Origin of the sequence: Amorphus orientalis (assembly GCF_030814015.1) — a bacterium.
Taxonomy (GTDB): domain Bacteria; phylum Pseudomonadota; class Alphaproteobacteria; order Rhizobiales; family Amorphaceae; genus Amorphus; species Amorphus orientalis.
The window spans coordinates 252,628-269,452 of the sequence record NZ_JAUSUL010000001.1 but is presented as its reverse complement, the minus strand read 5'-3'; the positions used below and the strand labels follow the sequence as shown (position 1 = coordinate 269,452).

Here is a 16,825-nt window from a genome sequence, read left to right as displayed (position 1 = left end):
GGGCATCGTAGATGCATTAGAACCGCATCAAATAGCGAGGACGCTATGCCCGGTGCCACCATCTCACGTCGCCAGCTTGTCCGTGCCGCCATGGACGCGCCCTATCTCGGTCGCGAAGAGGAGTTGGAGCTCGCCCGGAAATGGCGAGAAACGGGAGATCAACCGGCACTCGACCGGCTTGCGTCGGCGCACATGCGGCTGGTGATCGCGCTCGCCGCCAAGTTCCGCAATTTCGGCCTTCCGATGAACGACCTGATCCAGGAAGGACACGTCGGACTGCTGGAAGCCGCTTCCCGTTTCGAGCCGGAACGCAACGTCCGCTTCTCCACCTACGCGACCTGGTGGATCCGCGCGTCGATCCAGGACTACATCCTGCGAAACTGGTCGATCGTGCGCGGCGGCACCTCGTCGACCCAGAAGGCGCTCTTCTTCAATCTGCGCCGCCTGCGCGCGCGGCTGACCCGCGACAGCGTGTCGAGCACGATGACGTCGGACATGATGTCGGAGGTCGCCACCGCCGTCGGCGTCTCCAAGGCCGACGTCGAGCTGATGAATTCCCGCCTGTCGGGACCGGACACGTCGCTGAACGCCCCGGTTATGGAAACCGAGGGCACCAGCGCCGACCGGCAGGACTTCCTGATCTGCGAGCAGCCGCTTCAGGACGAGACCGTCGGCGACTTCATCGACACCGAGCGTCGCAGCCGCTGGCTCAAGAATGCGCTGCAGGAGCTGAGCGAGCGCGAACTGCGCATCGTGCGCGAACGCCGGCTGACCGACGAAGGCGCAACGCTGGAAAGCCTCGGCTCCGCCCTGGGCATCTCCAAGGAGCGGGTCCGCCAGATCGAGAACAGGGCGCTGGAAAAGCTTCGGACCGCCCTTCTCCGCGATCATCCGGACCGGGCCGCCTTCAACTGACGGCCGCCCGTCCGGTCAGACGCTCCCCCTTGCCGCACCAGGTCGACAACCGGCCCGCACCGCCTCATACCGGCGGTGCGTTCGCGTTCGCACGTGGAGAACGCCGCAGCGATCAGCCCAGCAGGCCAGGGAACAGCCCGAGCAGCCCGACGACGATCAGATAGGCTGCCACGGCAATGTTCAGAACCCGCGGCACGATCAGGATCAGGATCCCGACGATCAGGGCCAGAAGCGGCTGGATTGCAACGACGTCCACCATGTGAAGTCCTCCTGATGAGAGCCGGCCGGGACCGGGGCGGCCGCGGCCCGATTCAATCTGAGTGCCCTGCCAGATAAGCCCGACGCGGACGTCGGCGGCATGACAGCTTCCCGTGTACGGGACCTTCCCGTCTCGATGGGAAAGGTCCTGGAGCCAGTTCCATGAGCAGGTGCTTCCGGTCCGGTCCGGACCGGACAACGGCAGCGCGCTCATGGCACAAAAAAGGGCGGCCCGCGAGAGCCGCCCTTTTCATGTCGGATCCGAGGATCCAACGCGGATCGCCCGCGCCGGTTCACCCGTCCAGCCGCTTTTCCTCCGGGCCGTTTCAGCCCGTACGGGAGATGCGCGGCCTTACTCTTCCTTCTCCGGCTCGTCCCCTTCGCGGGCCTTCAGCGCCGCACCGAGGATGTCGCCGAGAGACGCGCCGGAGTCGGTGGAACCGTACTGAGCGACGGCTTCCTTCTCCTCGGCGATCTCCAGGGCCTTGATCGAGATCGCGACCTTGCGGGCCTTCTTGTCGAACTGGGTGACGCGGGCGTCCACCTTCTGGCCGACAGAGAACCGCTCGGGCCGCTGCTCGGAGCGGTCGCGGGCGAGATCGGCGCGGCGGATGAACGCCGACAGGTCCGTCCCGACGATCTTCACCTCGAGGCCGGCATCCTGCACCTGGGTCACTTCGCAGGTGACGATGGCGCCCTTGCGGACATCGCCGGCCTCGGTGAACGGATCACCCTGAAGCTGCTTGATGCCCAGCGAGATGCGCTCCTTCTCGACGTCGACGTCGAGCACGACCGCACGGACCATGTCGCCCTTGTTGAAGTCGGCGATAACGTCCTCGCCCGGCCGGTTCCAGTCCAGGTCGGACAGGTGGACCATGCCGTCGATGTCGCCGTCCAGGCCGATGAACAGACCGAACTCGGTCTTGTTCTTGACCTCGCCCTCGACCTCGGTGCCGACCGGATGGGTCTCCAGGAACTGCTCCCAGGGATTCTCCAGGGTCTGCTTGAGGCCGAGCGAGATGCGCCGCTTCACCGGGTCGACTTCGAGGATCACCACCTCGACTTCCTGGCTGGTGGAGACGATCTTGCCCGGATGGACGTTCTTCTTCGTCCAGCTCATTTCCGAGACGTGGATCAGACCCTCGATCCCCGGCTCCAGCTCCACGAAGGCGCCGTAGTCGGTGATGTTGTTGACGCGGCCCGTGAAGCGCGCGTTCACCGGGTACTTCGCCTCGATGCCTTCCCACGGGTCGGCCATCAGCTGCTTCATGCCGAGCGAGATGCGGTGGGTGTCGTGATTGACACGGATCACCTGCACCTTGACGGTCTGGCCGATGGCTAGGATCTCGGTCGGATGATTGACGCGGCGCCAGGCCATGTCGGTGACGTGGAGAAGGCCGTCGATGCCGCCGAGGTCCACGAACGCACCGTAATCGGTGATGTTCTTGACCACGCCCTCGATGACCTGACCCTCTTCGAGGCTCTGGACCAGCTCGGAGCGCTGCTCGGCGCGGGTCTCTTCCAGGACGACGCGGCGGGACACGACGATGTTGCCGCGGCGCTTGTCCATCTTCAGGATCTGGAACGGCTGCGGCGTGTGCATCAGCGGGCCGACGTCGCGGACCGGACGGATGTCCACCTGGCTGCGCGGCAGGAACGCCACGGCGCCGTCGAGATCGACGGTGAAGCCGCCCTTGACGGAATTGAAGATCTGGCCGGTGACCTTCTCGTTCTTGTTGAAGGCTTCCTCGAGCCGGACCCAGCTCTCTTCACGGCGTGCCTTGTCGCGCGACAGCACGGCCTCGCCCAGGGCGTTCTCGACGCGCTCGAGGTAAACCTCGACCTCGTCGCCCATGTTGAGCGTGCCTTCACGGCCCTTGGCACCGAATTCCTTCAGCGGGACGCGGCCTTCGACCTTGAGGCCGACGTCGATGACGGCGAGATCTTTTTCGAAGCCGACCACCGTCCCCTTGACGACGGTCCCTTCCTGCATTTCGGCCGCTTTGAACGAAGCATCGAGGAGGGCGGCAAAATCCTCACGCGACGGGGTTTGTTGTAGGGTCATTCAGTCTCCTGGACGCCGATTGCTCGGCAGGCGCCGGGGGTTGGTGTTGCTCGTCCCGTTCTGCAGGGGATGGTTTGATCCGCTCCTGGTCGAAGCGGTCCGGCGCAAATGCCCCGGCAGAACGGCAATTCGATAACTCGGATGAAACGCCACGAGCGGCCGGATCGGAGATCACGGCCGTTCGAAAACTGCTCCGCTATGTGGCGACTACGGATGCCCATGTCCACCGCTGGGGACCGCCGGCGGGGCTCAGCCCCGATCCTGCGACCGCACCGCAGCGTCCACGATATCCACAGCCGCGCGAAACGCGGCATCTATATCCAAATCGGTTGTATCGAGCAAGACGGCGTCAGGCGCCACGGCGAGCGGGGCGACGGCACGGGTCGAATCCCGTTCGTCCCGGCGACGCAGATCGGCCAGGACGTCGTCATAGGTGACGCTGCCGCCGCGCGCCGCCATCTCCTCGGTGCGCCGCCGGGCCCGGGCCTCAGGGGTCGCCGTCACAAACAGTTTGACCAGCGCATGGGGGCAGACGACCGTTCCGATGTCGCGCCCGTCCAGCACCGCCCCCGGCGGCTCCTCCGCAAACGCCCGCTGCTGCTCCACCAGAGCCGTCCGCACGCCCGGGAGAACGGCGATCCGGGACGCCGCTTCGCCGACCGCGTGCTCCGACAGGGCGGTCCGGTCCATGGCTTCGAAGTCGACGTCCCGAACCATCCGCTCCGCCGCCTGCTCGTCGTCGAGCGACGCGCCGTCCGCCATCAGGGCCTGGGCCACGGCCCGGTAGGTCAGGCCGGTGTCGAGATAGCGCAGCCCGAAATGAGCGGCCAGGCGGCGCGCCATGGTGCCCTTGCCGGACGCGGCGGGGCCGTCGATCGCGATGATCATGAGCCAACAGCCTCCGGCACGCTGAAGCGGGCGCCAAGCTTCTCCATCATGGCGATGAAGCCGGGGAAGCTGGTGGCGATCATGCGGGTGTCGTCGACACTGACCGCCTCGTCGGCGGCGAGCCCCATGATCAGGAAGCTCATGGCGATGCGGTGATCGAGATGGGTGGCGACAGACCCGCCGCCCGCGCGGCCCTTCCGGCCCGTGACCGCCATCCAGGTCTCGCCGGTCTCGACCTCCACGCCGTTGGCGCGCAGCCCGTCGGCCACGGCCTCGAGCCGGTCGGCCTCCTTCACGCGCAGTTCGCCGACACCTTCCATCCGTGTGGTGCCTTCGGCAAACGCCGCGGCGATCGCCAGGATCGGATATTCGTCGATCATCGACGGCGCCCGGCTCGCCGGGACCGTCACGCCCTTGAGCCTGCTGGAGCGGACCCGGATGTCGCCGATCCGCTCGCCGCCGGAAATCCGGTCGTTCTCGATCGCGATGTCCGCGCCCATCTCCTCCAGCGTGTCGAACAGGCCGGTCCGGGTCGGATTCAGAAGCACGTCGGTGACGGTAACGTCGGAGTCGGGCACGATCAGCCCCGCCACCACGGCGAACGCCGCGGAACTCGGATCGCCCGGCACGGTGAGATCGGTCGGCTCAAGGGCCACCGGACCGCTGACGGAGATCTGGCGACGGCCGTCGGCGTCGGTCTCGGTCTTCAGCGACACGCCGAACCCGGCCAGAAGCCGTTCGGTATGGTCGCGGGAGGCGACGGGCTCGATGATCGTGGTCGTCCCCGGCGTGTTCAGCCCGGCCAGAAGCACGGCCGATTTGATCTGCGCGGAGGGAACGGGAAGCTCGTAGGTGATCGGAGCCGGCGTCCGTGCGCCGCGGATGGTGAGCGGAAGCCGGTCGCCGGAGCGCGCGATCACGTCCGCGCCCATCATCTTCAAGGGCGTCAGGACCCGCGCCATCGGCCGGCGCGACAGCGAGGCGTCCCCGATCGCGGTCGCCACCAGCGGGTGGCTTGCAAGGAGACCGAGGGTCAGCCGCACGCTCGTGCCCGCATTTCCGAAATCCAGGGCGGTTTCCGGTTCCAGCAGCGCGCCGACGCCGACGCCGTCGATCTGCCACGCCCCGTCCGGCAGCCGCTCGATGGTGGCGCCGAGCGCCCGCATCACACCGATAGTGGCGAGCACGTCTTCGGACTCCAGAAGCCCCTCGACCCGCGAGCGGCCGATGGCCAGCGCGGACAGCATGATCGCGCGGTGAGACACCGACTTGTCGCCGGGAACCGACAGCCGGCCCTTGAGCGGCACCGACGGCGGCGACGTCAACGGTTGAGAGCCCAAACTCGCGCCTCCTTCCAGGTCTGGCATCGGCCTGCCGCCCTCGGTGCCGTCCCGCCCGGAGGGGGCGCGTCCGATCGTGGCGCAGGAAAATGCGGTATCGCACGAACTCCGGCGCGGCCTCGCGGTTATTTGAATCGCACCCGGCGAGAGGCCCGCGTTCCGTGCGATCGGTAGCTAGCATGGTGGTGCGATTGCGTCACCCCGATCGGCAGGTTGGGCGTCAGCGTCGATTCGGCTTTGACAGAGGGGGCAGGCGTGTGTATTCGAGCCGCCTTCCTTTCAGAATGCGAGGCGGTTCCGTGGCGAAACCAGAACTCGGCACGAAACGACTGTGCCCCGGTTGCGGGGCAAAGTACTACGATTTGAACAAGGATCCGATCGTCTGCCCGAAGTGCGGCACCTTGTTCGCCGTCGCTGCGCCGACGCCGTCCCGGTCCGCGAAGGCGGCCGCCGCTCCCAAACCGGCGGAGCCGGAGGCCGAGACGGAAGAGGCTGAGAGCTCCGACGTCGAGCTGGTGTCGCTGGAGGAGGCGGACGACGATGCCGCGCCGGCCTCCCGCGAGACGCCGGACGAGGACGAGGACGTCGAGATCGACACGGACATTCCGGACGATGACGACGGAGCGTTCCTCGAGGACGACGACGAGGATTCGGACGAAGTGTCCGACGTGGTCCGCGGCGGTGACGAGGACGACGACGAGAACCAGTGAGGGAAGCCTGCTTCCCGGCCCCCGGCGCGGATCCCGCGGTCCGCAGATCGGGCGGTTCCGGGACCGGAAGCAGGGACCTTCTGGTGCGGTCGGAGAGGTTTTCCCGACCGCGAACGGAACGGCGGTGAATTTGGCCAACGGACCTATTGATTCCGCGGTCAAGGCCCCCTAAGTTCCGACCCTCTCGCCGGGGCCATCCCATGCCCGGCATCTGGGGCCATAGCTCAGTTGGGAGAGCGCTTGAATGGCATTCAAGAGGTCGGCGGTTCGATTCCGCCTGGCTCCACCAATTTTCCGCTCACGCCGAATTCGCTCCGCTCATCGGCTCCGCGCGGGCGGGCAGTAGCCCGGGCCGCGGTCGCGGCCTTGTGGCGGTTCGCGGTAAACCCTTTTCAGCGTCGAAAATTCTGTTTCCATCCGGCTGCTGCGCCACCAATTTTCCGCTCACGCCGAATTCGCTCCGCTCATCGGCTCCGCGCGGGCGGGCAGTAGCCCGGGCCGCGGTCGCGGCCTTGCATCGGTTCGCGGCAGATCCTCTTCAGCATCGCAAATTCCGATTCGATCCGACTGCCGCTCCGGCGTGGTCGGCGCGAACTCCCCTGCTCTTATTCGCGTCCAGCGGACGGCGCTGCCCCCGCCTCGGACGGCACCGACCCAATGGAAAACGGCCCGCCGGTTTCCCGACGGGCCGTCTCGTCAGTCGTTCGCCTGAAAGCGCGGCTTACTGCGCCTGCAGGAAGTCGCCGACCTCGAGCGTGATGAACTCGTTGTTGTCGCGCTCGCTCGCCGACCGCCCCTTTGAGAAGGGGAAATTGTTGTCGTTGGCGACGATGATCTGGCTTTCCCCGATCCGGTCCACGTCCTCGATGGTGACGAACGGGAAGGTGAACCGGCCGTCCTCGCGCTTGCCGAGACGGGCGACGCCATCGGGATCCTGGATGTTCATCAGGTCGATGTAGCCGACCTTCTTCACCGGCTGGCCGGACTCAACGCCGTCCATGTTGATCAGGTAGACGCGCTTGAACTCGGCCGGGTTCTTGAAGCAGTCCTCGGTCTGGCCGTCCGCGCAGGCCTTTTCCGCGTCGCCCTGGCCGCCGTCGCGCTCGATGATCAGGCCGCGGGTGGCGTCGATCATGTTGAAGTCGCCGATGGCATGGCCGTCGGCCTCCAGCGGATAGAGCCAGTAGTTGCCGGTGAAGGCGCGGCCGGCAACGTCGAACTCCAGGATGCGGAGCGCCTCGGTGCCGTCGGACTTCTCATAGGCGCCGGCTTCCGCGCTCCAGAGGGGACCTTCCAGCAGCGGATAGAGCGTCTTGCCGTCGGGCGACGCGGCAAAGCCCTCATAGCCCTTGGAGCGCTTCAGGTTCACCTCAGGCATGTCGCCGTCCGGGTTGGGAAGCGACACGGCGTAATGGTCGGGCGACACCACCTTGGTGCCGTCGATCACCGTCTCGTGGAATTCCTCCACGACGCCGGTCTCGCGGTCGACCACGATCAGGTACGGGCCGAACTCCTCGCCGATGAACAGCTTGTCGCCGATCGGCTGGAAGCCTTCGAGATCGAAATCCCAGCCGGTCAGATAGCGCTCGTCGCTGGCCTCGTTGGCGATCAGGAACGGCACCACCTTGTTCGGATCCTTCACGAAGGTGGTTTTCAGGATCTCCACCTCGCCGCTCTCAAAGTCCGGCTTCACGTGGTGAAACATCAGCATGGCGTCCGGCGAGTTGACCTTCTTGCCGAAGCCGTTGTCGGTCAGCACCAGGAAGGTCCCGTCCTCCAGCGTCTTGATGCCGGAGAAGCCCTGCACCGGCTGGCCGTTGAACGGCAGCTCGGCGCCGTCGGTCGGCTTGGCGGTGAGGCGGGCGGGCGTGTCGCCGGTGTACTTGCCGGAGACCTTCATCGCCGCCGGCGCGTCGTCCGGGGCGGGAACCAGGGTCTGGGCCGGCAGAACGGCATGGCCGGTCAGCTTGGCGGGGTATTCCTGCTGGGCCGCGGCCGGCACGATGGCGGCAGCGAGCAGTCCGATGGCAACGAACGTGCGCATCCGGTCGGTCCTTTCCAGTTGTCGTACGAATCCGGGCGGCGGCGGCCCGCGTCGTGCGGGTCGGCGATGCCGTCCGATCGGGAACGGCGCGGACATTACGGATGCGATGTGACGGCGATGCTGCGCTGCGATGTCGGTTTGCTGAAGCTTTTCTGACAGAGCCGGGCGGAGATGCCTGAGGAACCCGGCTGCAGCCGGTCGACATCAGACCGGCGGGGTCGGGTCCGGCTTCTGCCCGCCGGCCGCAACGCCCGGTTCCTCCGCTTTCGCCCGGCCCCGGAACGGCTGGATCAGCAACCGGTCGAGCCAGAGATCGCGGCGGGTGCGAAACAGCCCGATGCCGATGGTCATGCCTTCGTGGCCGGCCCGCGGCTGGGCGGTGTAGGTGCCGAACAGCCGGTCCCAGACGGACAGGTTGAAGCCGTAGTTGGAATCCGTCTCGCGACGCTCGATGGAATGGTGGACCCGGTGCATGTCCGGCGTCACCACGGCGAGGCGCAGGACCCGGTCGAGCCCGGCCGGCAGGCGCACATTGGCGTGGTTGAACATCGCCATGCCGTTGAGCACCACCTCGAACACCACGACGGCCACCGCCGGCACGCCGAGGAGCGCCACCAGGGCCAGCTTGATGCCCATGGAGAGCGCGATCTCGATCGGATGGAAGCGGAGCGCCGTGGTCACGTCGATGTCGAGATCGGCATGGTGCATCCGATGCACGCGCCACAGCGCCGGCACCGCATGAAACAGCACGTGCTGGCCGTAGATCGACAGATCGAGCACCAGGAGCGAGACCGCGAAGGCGAGCCAGACCGGCACGTCGACGAGATTGAACAGACCCCATCCCCGCTCCGCCGCGAGCACTGCCAGGCCGACGGCCAGCATCGGGAACACCAGCCGCAGCACCAGGGTGTCCACCACGACGAGCGCCAGATTGTTGCTCCAGCGCAAGACGCGGGGGATCTCCAGCCGCCGCCTCGGCGCGGCGACCTCCCAGATCGCCATCGCAGCGAGCACGGAGGCGAAGATCGCGAGCCGGATGGCCGGCTCATGGGCGAGGATCAGATCGGGCATGGGCCTTTCCCGGCGCGCGGGGCGCCGGGACGTTGTCATGGGACTGGACGTGTCCTCACATGTGGGCCGCGCGGGCTCCACGTCCAGTCACATCCTGGCGTCCGGCCCGGATCAGCCGCGCAGCGGCTTCAGCGCCTCGGCCCAGCGGTGGAGTTCCGACAGCATCAGGTCGGCGCTCTCCACCTGAAGCTTGTTCGGCTCGAACACGCCGTCCTTGATCTGGTCGAACACCATCGGGCACATCACCTGCTCCGGCACAGCCATCATCTTCATGACCGGGAACCAGGTGCGGGTCTGGTCGACGGCACGGGTGCCGCCCGACACGCCGCCATAGCTCACGAACGAGGCCGGCTTGTAGCCCCATTCCTTGGAGACGTAGGTCAGCGCGTTCACCAGCGCCGGGGTCGGGTGGTAGTTGTATTCCGGCGTCACGAACACGAACGCATCGGCGGCGGCGACGCTCTCGGACCACTTCTTGGTGTGGTCGTTCTGGTAGTCCTGCATCCGGGGATGCTTCGGCTCGTCGTAGACCGGAAGGTCGAACTCGGCGAGGTCCACCAGATGGACGTCGAAGGGGCTCTTCTCGGCGGCGTAGGCTTTGAACCAGTTGGCCACGGAGGGACCGACGCGGCCGGGGCGCGTGCTGGCGACGATGACGTTCAGACGAAGGGACATGTCTGCCTTCCTGTTTTCTTGTCCTGGGATCAGGTATCAAAATGATACTGCTATCTGACCGATCGCGCTGCGGCGCACAAGGAGGCACATCGATGGATGCCGGTCACATGGATGTTTCCGGACGCTGTCAGCGCGTCGCGCCGGTGCTGGCGCGCATCGGCGACAAATGGGCGGTGCTGGTGGTGGAGACGCTGGCCGACGGGCCGGTCCGCTTCAACGCGCTGAAGCGAGAAATCGGCGTGATCTCCCAGCGCATGCTGACCTTCACCCTGCGCGGGCTGGAGCGCGACGGCCTGGTCACCCGCACCGTCTATCCGACCGTGCCGCCGCGGGTCGAATATTCCCTGACGCCGCTCGGCCAGTCCCTGCTGGAGCCGATCGGCCATCTGGCGCGCTGGGCCCACGAGCACGCCGAGGAAATGGCCGCCGCCCGGCTCGCCTTCGATGCGGAGACCGTTCCCGAGGCAGAAGCGGCCGAGTAGGTGTTCGGGCGCCCTACTCCGCCGCGTCGGTCGCGGCCTCGTGCCCGAAACGCCGCTCGATATAGTCGGCGACCATCTGCTTGAACTCGTCGGCGATCTTCGGGCCGCGCAGCGTGACCACCTTCTTGCCGTCGACGAACACCGGCGCGGCCGGGGTCTCGCCCGTGCCGGGCAGCGAGATGCCGATATCGGCGTGCTTGGATTCGCCCGGTCCGTTGACGATGCAGCCCATCACGGCGACCTGCAGCGCCTCCACGCCCGGATAGCGCTCCTTCCAGACCGGCATGGAGGTCGACAGATGGTCCTGGATCTCCTTGGCGAGCTCCTGGAACACCGTCGAGGTCGTGCGGCCGCAGCCCGGACAGGCGGCGACCACCGGTACGAACTGGCGGAAGCCCATGGTCTGCAGAAGCTCCTGGGCGACCTTCACCTCCTGGGTCCGGTCGCCGTTCGGCTCCGGCGTCAGCGAGATGCGGATGGTGTCGCCGATGCCTTCCTGCAGCAGGATGCCGAGGGCGGCCGACGAGGCGACGATGCCCTTCGAGCCCATGCCGGCTTCCGTCAGGCCGAGATGCAGCGCGTAGTCGCAGCGCCGGGCAAGATCGCGGTAGACGGCGATCAGCTCCTGCACGTCCGAGACCTTGGCCGACAGCAGGATCCTGTCGCGGCCGAGACCCAGCTCCTCCGCGCGCTCGGCAGAGAGAAGCGCGGAACGGATCATCGCCTCGCGGGTGATCGCCTGGGCGGAGACCGGTGCGTCGGACGCCGCGTTCTCGTCCATGAGATGGGTGAGCAGTTCCTGGTCGAGCGAGCCCCAGTTGACGCCGATGCGGACCGGCTTGTCGTAGCGCATCGCCGTCTCGATGATCGCTCCGAACTGGGTGTCGCGCTTCGCCTTGAAGCCGACATTGCCCGGATTGATGCGGTACTTGGCCAGCGCCTCGGCGCAGGCCGGATGATCGGCGAGCAGCTTGTGGCCGATATAGTGGAAGTCGCCCACCAGCGGCACGGTGACGTTCTTCAGGAGAAGCCGGTCGCGGATGTGCGGCACGGCCGCGGCGGCCTCGTCCCGGTCGACGGTGATGCGGACGATCTCCGACCCGGCCCGGGCGAGTGCGGCCACCTGGGCGACGGTCGCCTCGATGTCGGCGGTGTCGGTGTTCGTCATCGACTGGACGACCACCGGCGCCGGCCCGCCGACGAGGACACCGCCGACGTCGACGCCGACGGAGCGGCGGCGCTGGGACGGCCCGGAAGCAATATTGGGAAGCGGCGCAGTCATACCGGAACTCTCGTTGTCGCCTGTTGCGAACGCGACGGACCCTATCACAAGCCGATCGGCGGGACAGCCGCGTTCCAAGGTCCTATCTAGGGATCGAAGCGCCGGAAGCGAACCCGGTCCGGTCAGGCCGGCTTCGCCCGCGGCCGGTAGTTGACCAGCACGAGCCCCACGAACACCAGCGCCACGGCCGCGAAGAAGCCCGGCGTCATCGGTTCCCCGAGCACGATCACCCCGGCGGCCACGCCGAAGATCGGCGTCATGGACGTGCCGGCCTGCAGCGGACCGGCGGCGTAGCGGGACAGAAGGCTGAACCAGATCAGATAGGTCACGCTGACCACCCAGACCATCTGGTAGAGCACCAGCATGACCGAGCTCGTCGAGACCGGAAGCGTCAGGCTTTCGCCGCGTACCAGCGCCAGCGCCGAGGCCACGATCACGGCGACGCCGAGTTGGTAGAGCAGCACCTTCTCGAACCGGATCGTCCTGAGCACCGACTTGCGGATCGTCAGGGTCTGGCCCGCCCACAGGGCGCCAGCCACCACGCAGGCTCCGTCGGCGACAAGGCTCGACAGGTCGGCGGACGGCGGCGGGACGCCCAGCGCCAGCGCGACGCCGCCGAACGAGAAGGCCAGACCCAGCCACTGCAGCGGCCTGAGCCGCTCGCCCGGCAGCAGCAGGATGGCGCCAAGCGCCACGAAGAAGGGCGCCGTGTAGAGAAACAGCGAGACCCGGCTGGCCGTCGTGTAGTCGAGCGCGACATAGAGCATCGCGAATTCGACGCCGAAGAAGCCACCAGAGAGCAGGCCCGGCCAGAGCGAACCGTCCTTCTCGAACAGGGACACTCCGCGCATCAGCGCCCAGGCCAGCACCAGCACGAAGGCGCCGGCATAGCGGATCCCCATCTGGATCAGCGGCGGAATGTCGACGAGGGCGAGCTTGATGGCGACCTGCTGGACGCCCCAGCTGGCGCACAGGAGCACCAGCAGGCTCACCGCGGTCACATCGGGCGCGGGCGCCGGGGCGGCTGCGCCCCGCGCATCGGCGGTTGCCGTCATGCCGGCTCCCGCGAGCAGTGTTCGCAGATGCCGAAGATTTCCAGTGTGGCGCGCTGGGGCGTGAAGCCGGCCGAGCGGGCCACCTGATCGATCTTGATGCCGAGATCGGTCGCCTTCGCCTCGCCGACCTGGCGGCAGCGCTCGCAGATCAGGAAGACCAGCGGCTGCGCCGTACCGTGGTTTTCGCCGCAGGCAACATAGGCGTTCAGGCTTTCGATCCGATGCGCCAGTCCTTCCTCGGTCAGAAAGGAGAGCGCACGGTAGACCGAGATCGGCGCCGGCCGGCCGGAGCTCTCGGCGAGACGGTCGAGAATGTCGTAGGCGCCCAGCGGCGCGTGACTTTCGGCCAGCTTTTCCAGAACGGCGCGGCGCATCGCGGAGAGACGCAAGCCCTTTGAGCGGCAATGCTCCTCCGCCGCAGCGACGGCGGCAGGCGCGCATCCGTGGTGGTCGTGGGTCGGGTCTGGAAAGATACCGCTCATGTCACGTCCTGTTCGGGCGACGCCGGGCCAGCGGCCCGGCGCATGGACTTCCCCTGCCCTCCACCGCCCCTCTTAGCCTGCAATGCGTCCGCTGACGAGATCGCCGCTTGGCACGCACCGTATTCGAGCCTATCGCATCGATGTGCCGTCGTCGTGAAACTGCGGCAATACTCAGCTTGATTGCACCCCGGCGCCCATCGATGTCATCGTTGCGGCGCAGCGAACCCGATGGAAGAGGTAACTGGAATGCTCGACGGAAAGACGGCTGTGATCACCGGCTCCACCTCCGGTATCGGTCTCGGCTATGCCCGGGCCATGGCCGAAAAGGGAGCCAACATCGTCATCAACGGGTTTGGCGACAAGGACGCGATCGAGAAGGAACGCGCCGCGATCGAGAGCGAATTCAAGGTCAAGTGCGTCTACTCCGCCGCCGACATGACCAAGCCGGACGAGATCACCGGCATGATCAAGATGGCCGAAGACACGTTCGGCGCGGTCGACATTCTGGTCAACAATGCGGGCATCCAGTACGTCTCGCCGATCGAGGACTTCCCGGACGCCAAGTGGGACCAGATCCTCGCCATCAACCTCTCCTCCGCCTTCCACACGATCAAGGCCGCCGTGCCCGGCATGAAGAGCCGGAAATGGGGCCGGATCATCAACACCGCTTCGGCCCACGCCCTGGTCGCCTCGCCCGACAAGGCGGCCTACGTGGCCGCCAAGCACGGCATCGCCGGCCTCACCAAAGTGGTGGCGCTGGAAACCGCCCAGCACGGCGTGACGGTCAACGCGCTCTGCCCGGGCTATGTCTGGACCCCGCTCGTCGAAGCGCAGATCCCGGACACCGCCAAGGCGCGCGGCATCACCGAGGAAGAGGTGAAGCGGGACGTGCTTCTGGCGGCGCAGCCAACCAAGGAGTTCGTCACCGTCGAACAGGTGGCCGCCTATGCGGTGTTCCTGTGCTCCGACGCGGCGTCGTCGATCACCGGCGCGATCCTGCCCATCGACGGCGGCTGGACGGCGGAATAACCGGCCGCGACAGCGCCAACGAGCCGGGAAGCGGGCAAGGACCCGCTTCCGCGGCCCTCACGCATCAAAGCGTGTGGTAGCGGGCGCGGGCGCTGCGTTCGAGCGCTGCCGTGGTCAGCTTGTCCAGCTCCAGCCGGTCGCGCAGCATGGCGAGAAGCCGGAGCTCCTCCGGCTCGACGTGAAGATCGGCGGCCGCCACCTCGACACCGAGCGCATAGGCGGTCTCGTAGAGCTGGGCCGGAATGCAGGTGCGGATCAGTTCCAGCACCGTCTCCAGCCCGTCGTCGGCCTGCAGGATATCCGCGCAGGTCTCCGCGGCTTCGACCAGCCGTCCCTCCCGAAAGTCACGGAAAACCGGAAGGGTACGCACGATGTCACCAATGCGCTGAAGCTCGGCGTCGGTCATGGACCGGTCGACCGCCGACATGGTGACCATGACGTAGATGAGCGCATCGTGGTGGGAAATCGGTTGATCCATGTCAGACTCGCCGTGGTTGCTCGCAAAATCCGCGCGAACCTAGAGCTTTTTCCGACGGGGTGGAAACACCTAATCGATCGGAAACGGCTCCGTATCCGATATTTGAGCAATCCCCCTCGGTCGGATCCGAGCGCTCTGCCGCATCAGGCCGATTTCGCGGCCTTGAGAATTGACCCGACCGGCCCGTCCCCATAGATCAGCGGCGTGAGAGGCGGCCTGCCGCGCGGCACATGCCCTCCGCATCGATCACGACAGACGATCCCGGCCTCCGCACGGCACCCGGTGGTGCCCAGGCACGGAGCACGGACTTTCGTCATCCGACCCGTCTCCCGTCGCACCCGACGGCAACCGATCAAGGCCCCTATCATGACCGTTCGCCCCGAGCCCTCCGATCTTTCCGAAGAGATCGTCGCTGCGGCGAAGGTCAGCAAGGCGTGGCCGTTCGAAGAGGCGCGCAAGCTGGTCGAGCGGCTGGAGCGTCAGGGCGGCAAGGACGAGGTCCTGTTCGAGACCGGCTACGGCCCGTCCGGCCTGCCGCACATCGGCACCTTCGGCGAGGTCGCCCGCACCACGATGGTGCGCCACGCCTTCCGCGTTCTGACCGAGGACCGGATCAAGACGCGGCTGCTGTGCTTCTCCGACGACATGGACGGCATGCGCAAGGTGCCCGAGAACGTGCCCAATCAGGCGCTCTTGCAGGAGAATCTCGGCAAGCCGCTGACCCGGGTCCCGGACCCGTTCGAGAACTTCGAGTCGTTCGGCGCCCACAACAACGCGAAGCTGCGCTCGTTCCTCGACGCGTTCGGCTTCGAGTACGAGTTCGCCAGCGCCACCGACTATTACACCTCCGGCCGCTTCGACGAGATCCTCCGGCGCGTCGCCGAGCGCTACCGGGCGATCATGGACGTGATGCTGCCGACGCTGGGCGAGGAGCGCCAGGCCACCTACTCGCCGTTCCTGCCGATCTCTCCCACCACCGGGCGCGTTCTCTACGTGCCGATGAAGGAGGTGAACGCCGCCGAGGGCACCGTGACCTTCGACGACGAGGACGGCACGGAGACGACGCTTCCGGTGACCGGCGGCCATGTGAAGCTGCAGTGGAAGCCCGATTTCGGCGCGCGCTGGGCGGCGCTGGGCGTCGATTTTGAGATGTTCGGCAAGGACCATCTCTCCAACCAGCCGGTCTATGACAGGATCTGCTCGGTGCTCGGCGTCGAACCGCCGGCGCACTTCGTCTACGAGCTCTTCCTCGACGACAAGGGCGAGAAGATCTCCAAGTCGAAGGGCAACGGGCTGACCATCGACGAGTGGCTGACCTACGCCTCGCCGGAAAGCCTCTCGCTCTACATGTTCCAGAAGCCGAAGACGGCGAAGAAGCTCTATTTCGACGTCATCCCGCGCGCCGTCGACGAATATTTCGCCCATCTCTCGGCCATCGGCCGGCAGGACCCGGCGGGCCAGGTGAACAACCCGACCTGGCACATTCACAGCGGCTATCCGCCGGCTGTGGAAATGCCGGTCTCGTTCGCCCTGCTGCTCAATCTGGTGTCGGCCTCGAACGCCGAAACGTCCGACGTGCTGTGGGCCTACATCTCCCGCTACGCGCCGGGCGTGACCCCGCAGACCGCGCCGGAACTGGACCGGCTCGTCGGCTACGCGATCCGCTATTTCGAGGATTTCGTCCGCCCCAAGAAGGTGTTCCGGGCACCCGACGAGACCGAGCGCGCCGCCCTGGCCGACCTCGACGCGAAGCTGGCGGCGCTGCCGGCCGACGCCGATGCGGCGGCGATCCAGGATGCGATCCTCGACGTGGCCCGTCCGATCGAGCGCTACCAGGATCCGAAGCGGAAGGGCCCCGACGGCGGTCCGGGCGTCTCCGGCGTCTGGTTCCAGGCGCTCTACCAGGTGCTGCTCGGCCAGGACCAGGGGCCGCGCTTCGGCTCCTTCGTTGCGCTTTATGGCATCGACGAGACGCGCGCGCTGATCGCCAAGGCGCTCGCCGGCGAGCTGGCGGCGGCGAACACGGAAGCGCGCGACTGACCGGCCGCCCC

At 66.9% G+C, this 16,825-nt stretch carries 16 protein-coding genes and 1 tRNA gene; 6 read left to right on the top strand and 11 right to left on the bottom strand.

Translation table 11 applies throughout. The annotated features are described in order from the left end of the window. The first annotated feature begins 45 nt into the window (after window positions 1-45). A complete protein-coding gene (locus J2S73_RS01235; RefSeq protein ID WP_306883602.1) occupies window positions 46-915 on the top strand; it encodes an RNA polymerase factor sigma-32 in 870 nt (289 codons plus the stop codon). A 112-nt stretch (window positions 916-1,027) separates the two neighbouring features. On the opposite strand, the gene J2S73_RS01230 is transcribed toward J2S73_RS01235, so the two are convergent. The 4 genes from J2S73_RS01230 to aroA all read right to left on the bottom strand — a co-directional run bounded on the left by J2S73_RS01230 (window position 1,028) and on the right by aroA (window position 5,466). Next, window positions 1,028-1,174, bottom strand: coding sequence for a DUF3096 domain-containing protein (locus J2S73_RS01230; protein ID WP_306883601.1), 147 nt, complete (start codon window positions 1,172-1,174; stop codon window positions 1,028-1,030). 351 nt (window positions 1,175-1,525) lie between these two features. After that, window positions 1,526-3,238, bottom strand: coding sequence for a 30S ribosomal protein S1 (gene rpsA, locus J2S73_RS01225; protein WP_306883600.1), 1,713 nt, complete (start codon window positions 3,236-3,238; stop codon window positions 1,526-1,528). Between the two features lie 249 nt (window positions 3,239-3,487). Beyond that, window positions 3,488-4,126: a (d)CMP kinase gene (gene cmk, locus J2S73_RS01220; protein ID WP_306883599.1), complete on the bottom strand. Its 639-nt coding sequence runs from the start codon at window positions 4,124-4,126 to the stop codon at window positions 3,488-3,490. Next, window positions 4,123-5,466 (bottom strand): 3-phosphoshikimate 1-carboxyvinyltransferase, encoded by a 1,344-nt coding sequence (aroA, locus tag J2S73_RS01215; RefSeq protein WP_306883598.1) that lies wholly within the window; start codon window positions 5,464-5,466, stop codon window positions 4,123-4,125. Before aroA ends, cmk begins: the two co-directional genes overlap by 4 nt. A 299-nt stretch (window positions 5,467-5,765) precedes the next feature. On the opposite strand from aroA, the gene J2S73_RS01210 reads away from it, so the two are divergent. Together J2S73_RS01210 and J2S73_RS01205 are read left to right on the top strand one after the other, a co-directional pair. Beyond that, window positions 5,766-6,176 carry a TIGR02300 family protein gene (locus tag J2S73_RS01210; RefSeq protein ID WP_306883597.1) on the top strand — a complete coding sequence of 137 codons (411 nt, stop codon included), beginning with the start codon at window positions 5,766-5,768 and terminating at the stop codon, window positions 6,174-6,176. A gap of 213 nt (window positions 6,177-6,389) precedes the next feature. After that, window positions 6,390-6,465: transfer RNA gene (locus tag J2S73_RS01205), tRNA-Ala, on the top strand. 432 nt (window positions 6,466-6,897) lie between these two features. Here J2S73_RS01205 and J2S73_RS01200 read toward each other — a convergent pair. The 3 genes from J2S73_RS01200 to J2S73_RS01190 form a co-directional block, all read right to left on the bottom strand. After that, the gene (locus J2S73_RS01200; RefSeq protein WP_306883596.1) at window positions 6,898-8,220 is read right to left on the bottom strand and encodes an esterase-like activity of phytase family protein; all 1,323 of its coding nucleotides are present in this window, start codon (window positions 8,218-8,220) and stop codon (window positions 6,898-6,900) included. A gap of 204 nt (window positions 8,221-8,424) precedes the next feature. Continuing rightward, complete coding sequence (locus tag J2S73_RS01195; RefSeq protein WP_306883595.1) at window positions 8,425-9,291, bottom strand: sterol desaturase family protein; 867 nt, start codon at window positions 9,289-9,291, stop codon at window positions 8,425-8,427. Between the two features lie 111 nt (window positions 9,292-9,402). Beyond that, window positions 9,403-9,966, bottom strand: coding sequence for an NADPH-dependent FMN reductase (locus tag J2S73_RS01190; RefSeq protein ID WP_306883594.1), 564 nt, complete (start codon window positions 9,964-9,966; stop codon window positions 9,403-9,405). A gap of 92 nt (window positions 9,967-10,058) precedes the next feature. On the opposite strand from J2S73_RS01190, the gene J2S73_RS01185 reads away from it, so the two are divergent. After that, window positions 10,059-10,448, top strand: a complete 390-nt coding sequence (locus J2S73_RS01185; protein ID WP_306883593.1) for a winged helix-turn-helix transcriptional regulator — start codon at window positions 10,059-10,061, stop codon at window positions 10,446-10,448. A 13-nt stretch (window positions 10,449-10,461) separates the two neighbouring features. Here J2S73_RS01185 and ispG read toward each other — a convergent pair whose 3' ends face one another. The 3 genes from ispG to J2S73_RS01170 form a co-directional block, all read right to left on the bottom strand. Beyond that, on the bottom strand, window positions 10,462-11,730 hold the full coding sequence (gene ispG / locus J2S73_RS01180; protein ID WP_306883592.1) for a flavodoxin-dependent (E)-4-hydroxy-3-methylbut-2-enyl-diphosphate synthase: 1,269 nt from the start codon (window positions 11,728-11,730) through the stop codon (window positions 10,462-10,464). Between the two features lie 122 nt (window positions 11,731-11,852). After that, window positions 11,853-12,785 carry a DMT family transporter gene (locus tag J2S73_RS01175; protein WP_306883591.1) on the bottom strand — a complete coding sequence of 311 codons (933 nt, stop codon included), beginning with the start codon at window positions 12,783-12,785 and terminating at the stop codon, window positions 11,853-11,855. Then, window positions 12,782-13,267 (bottom strand): Fur family transcriptional regulator, encoded by a 486-nt coding sequence (locus J2S73_RS01170; protein WP_306883590.1) that lies wholly within the window; start codon window positions 13,265-13,267, stop codon window positions 12,782-12,784. The genes J2S73_RS01175 and J2S73_RS01170 overlap by 4 nt, the downstream gene beginning before the upstream one ends. 246 nt (window positions 13,268-13,513) lie before the next feature. On the opposite strand from J2S73_RS01170, the gene J2S73_RS01165 reads away from it, so the two are divergent. After that, the gene (locus tag J2S73_RS01165) at window positions 13,514-14,296 is read left to right on the top strand and encodes a 3-hydroxybutyrate dehydrogenase (RefSeq protein ID WP_306883589.1); all 783 of its coding nucleotides are present in this window, start codon (window positions 13,514-13,516) and stop codon (window positions 14,294-14,296) included. Window positions 14,297-14,360: 64 nt separating this feature from the next. On the opposite strand, the gene J2S73_RS01160 is transcribed toward J2S73_RS01165, so the two are convergent. After that, window positions 14,361-14,774, bottom strand: coding sequence for a tellurite resistance TerB family protein (locus tag J2S73_RS01160; protein WP_306883588.1), 414 nt, complete (start codon window positions 14,772-14,774; stop codon window positions 14,361-14,363). A gap of 366 nt (window positions 14,775-15,140) precedes the next feature. Between J2S73_RS01160 and J2S73_RS01155 the strand changes: the two genes are divergently transcribed. After that, complete coding sequence (locus J2S73_RS01155; RefSeq protein ID WP_306883587.1) at window positions 15,141-16,814, top strand: lysine--tRNA ligase; 1,674 nt, start codon at window positions 15,141-15,143, stop codon at window positions 16,812-16,814. Window positions 16,815-16,825: the final 11 nt, after the last annotated feature.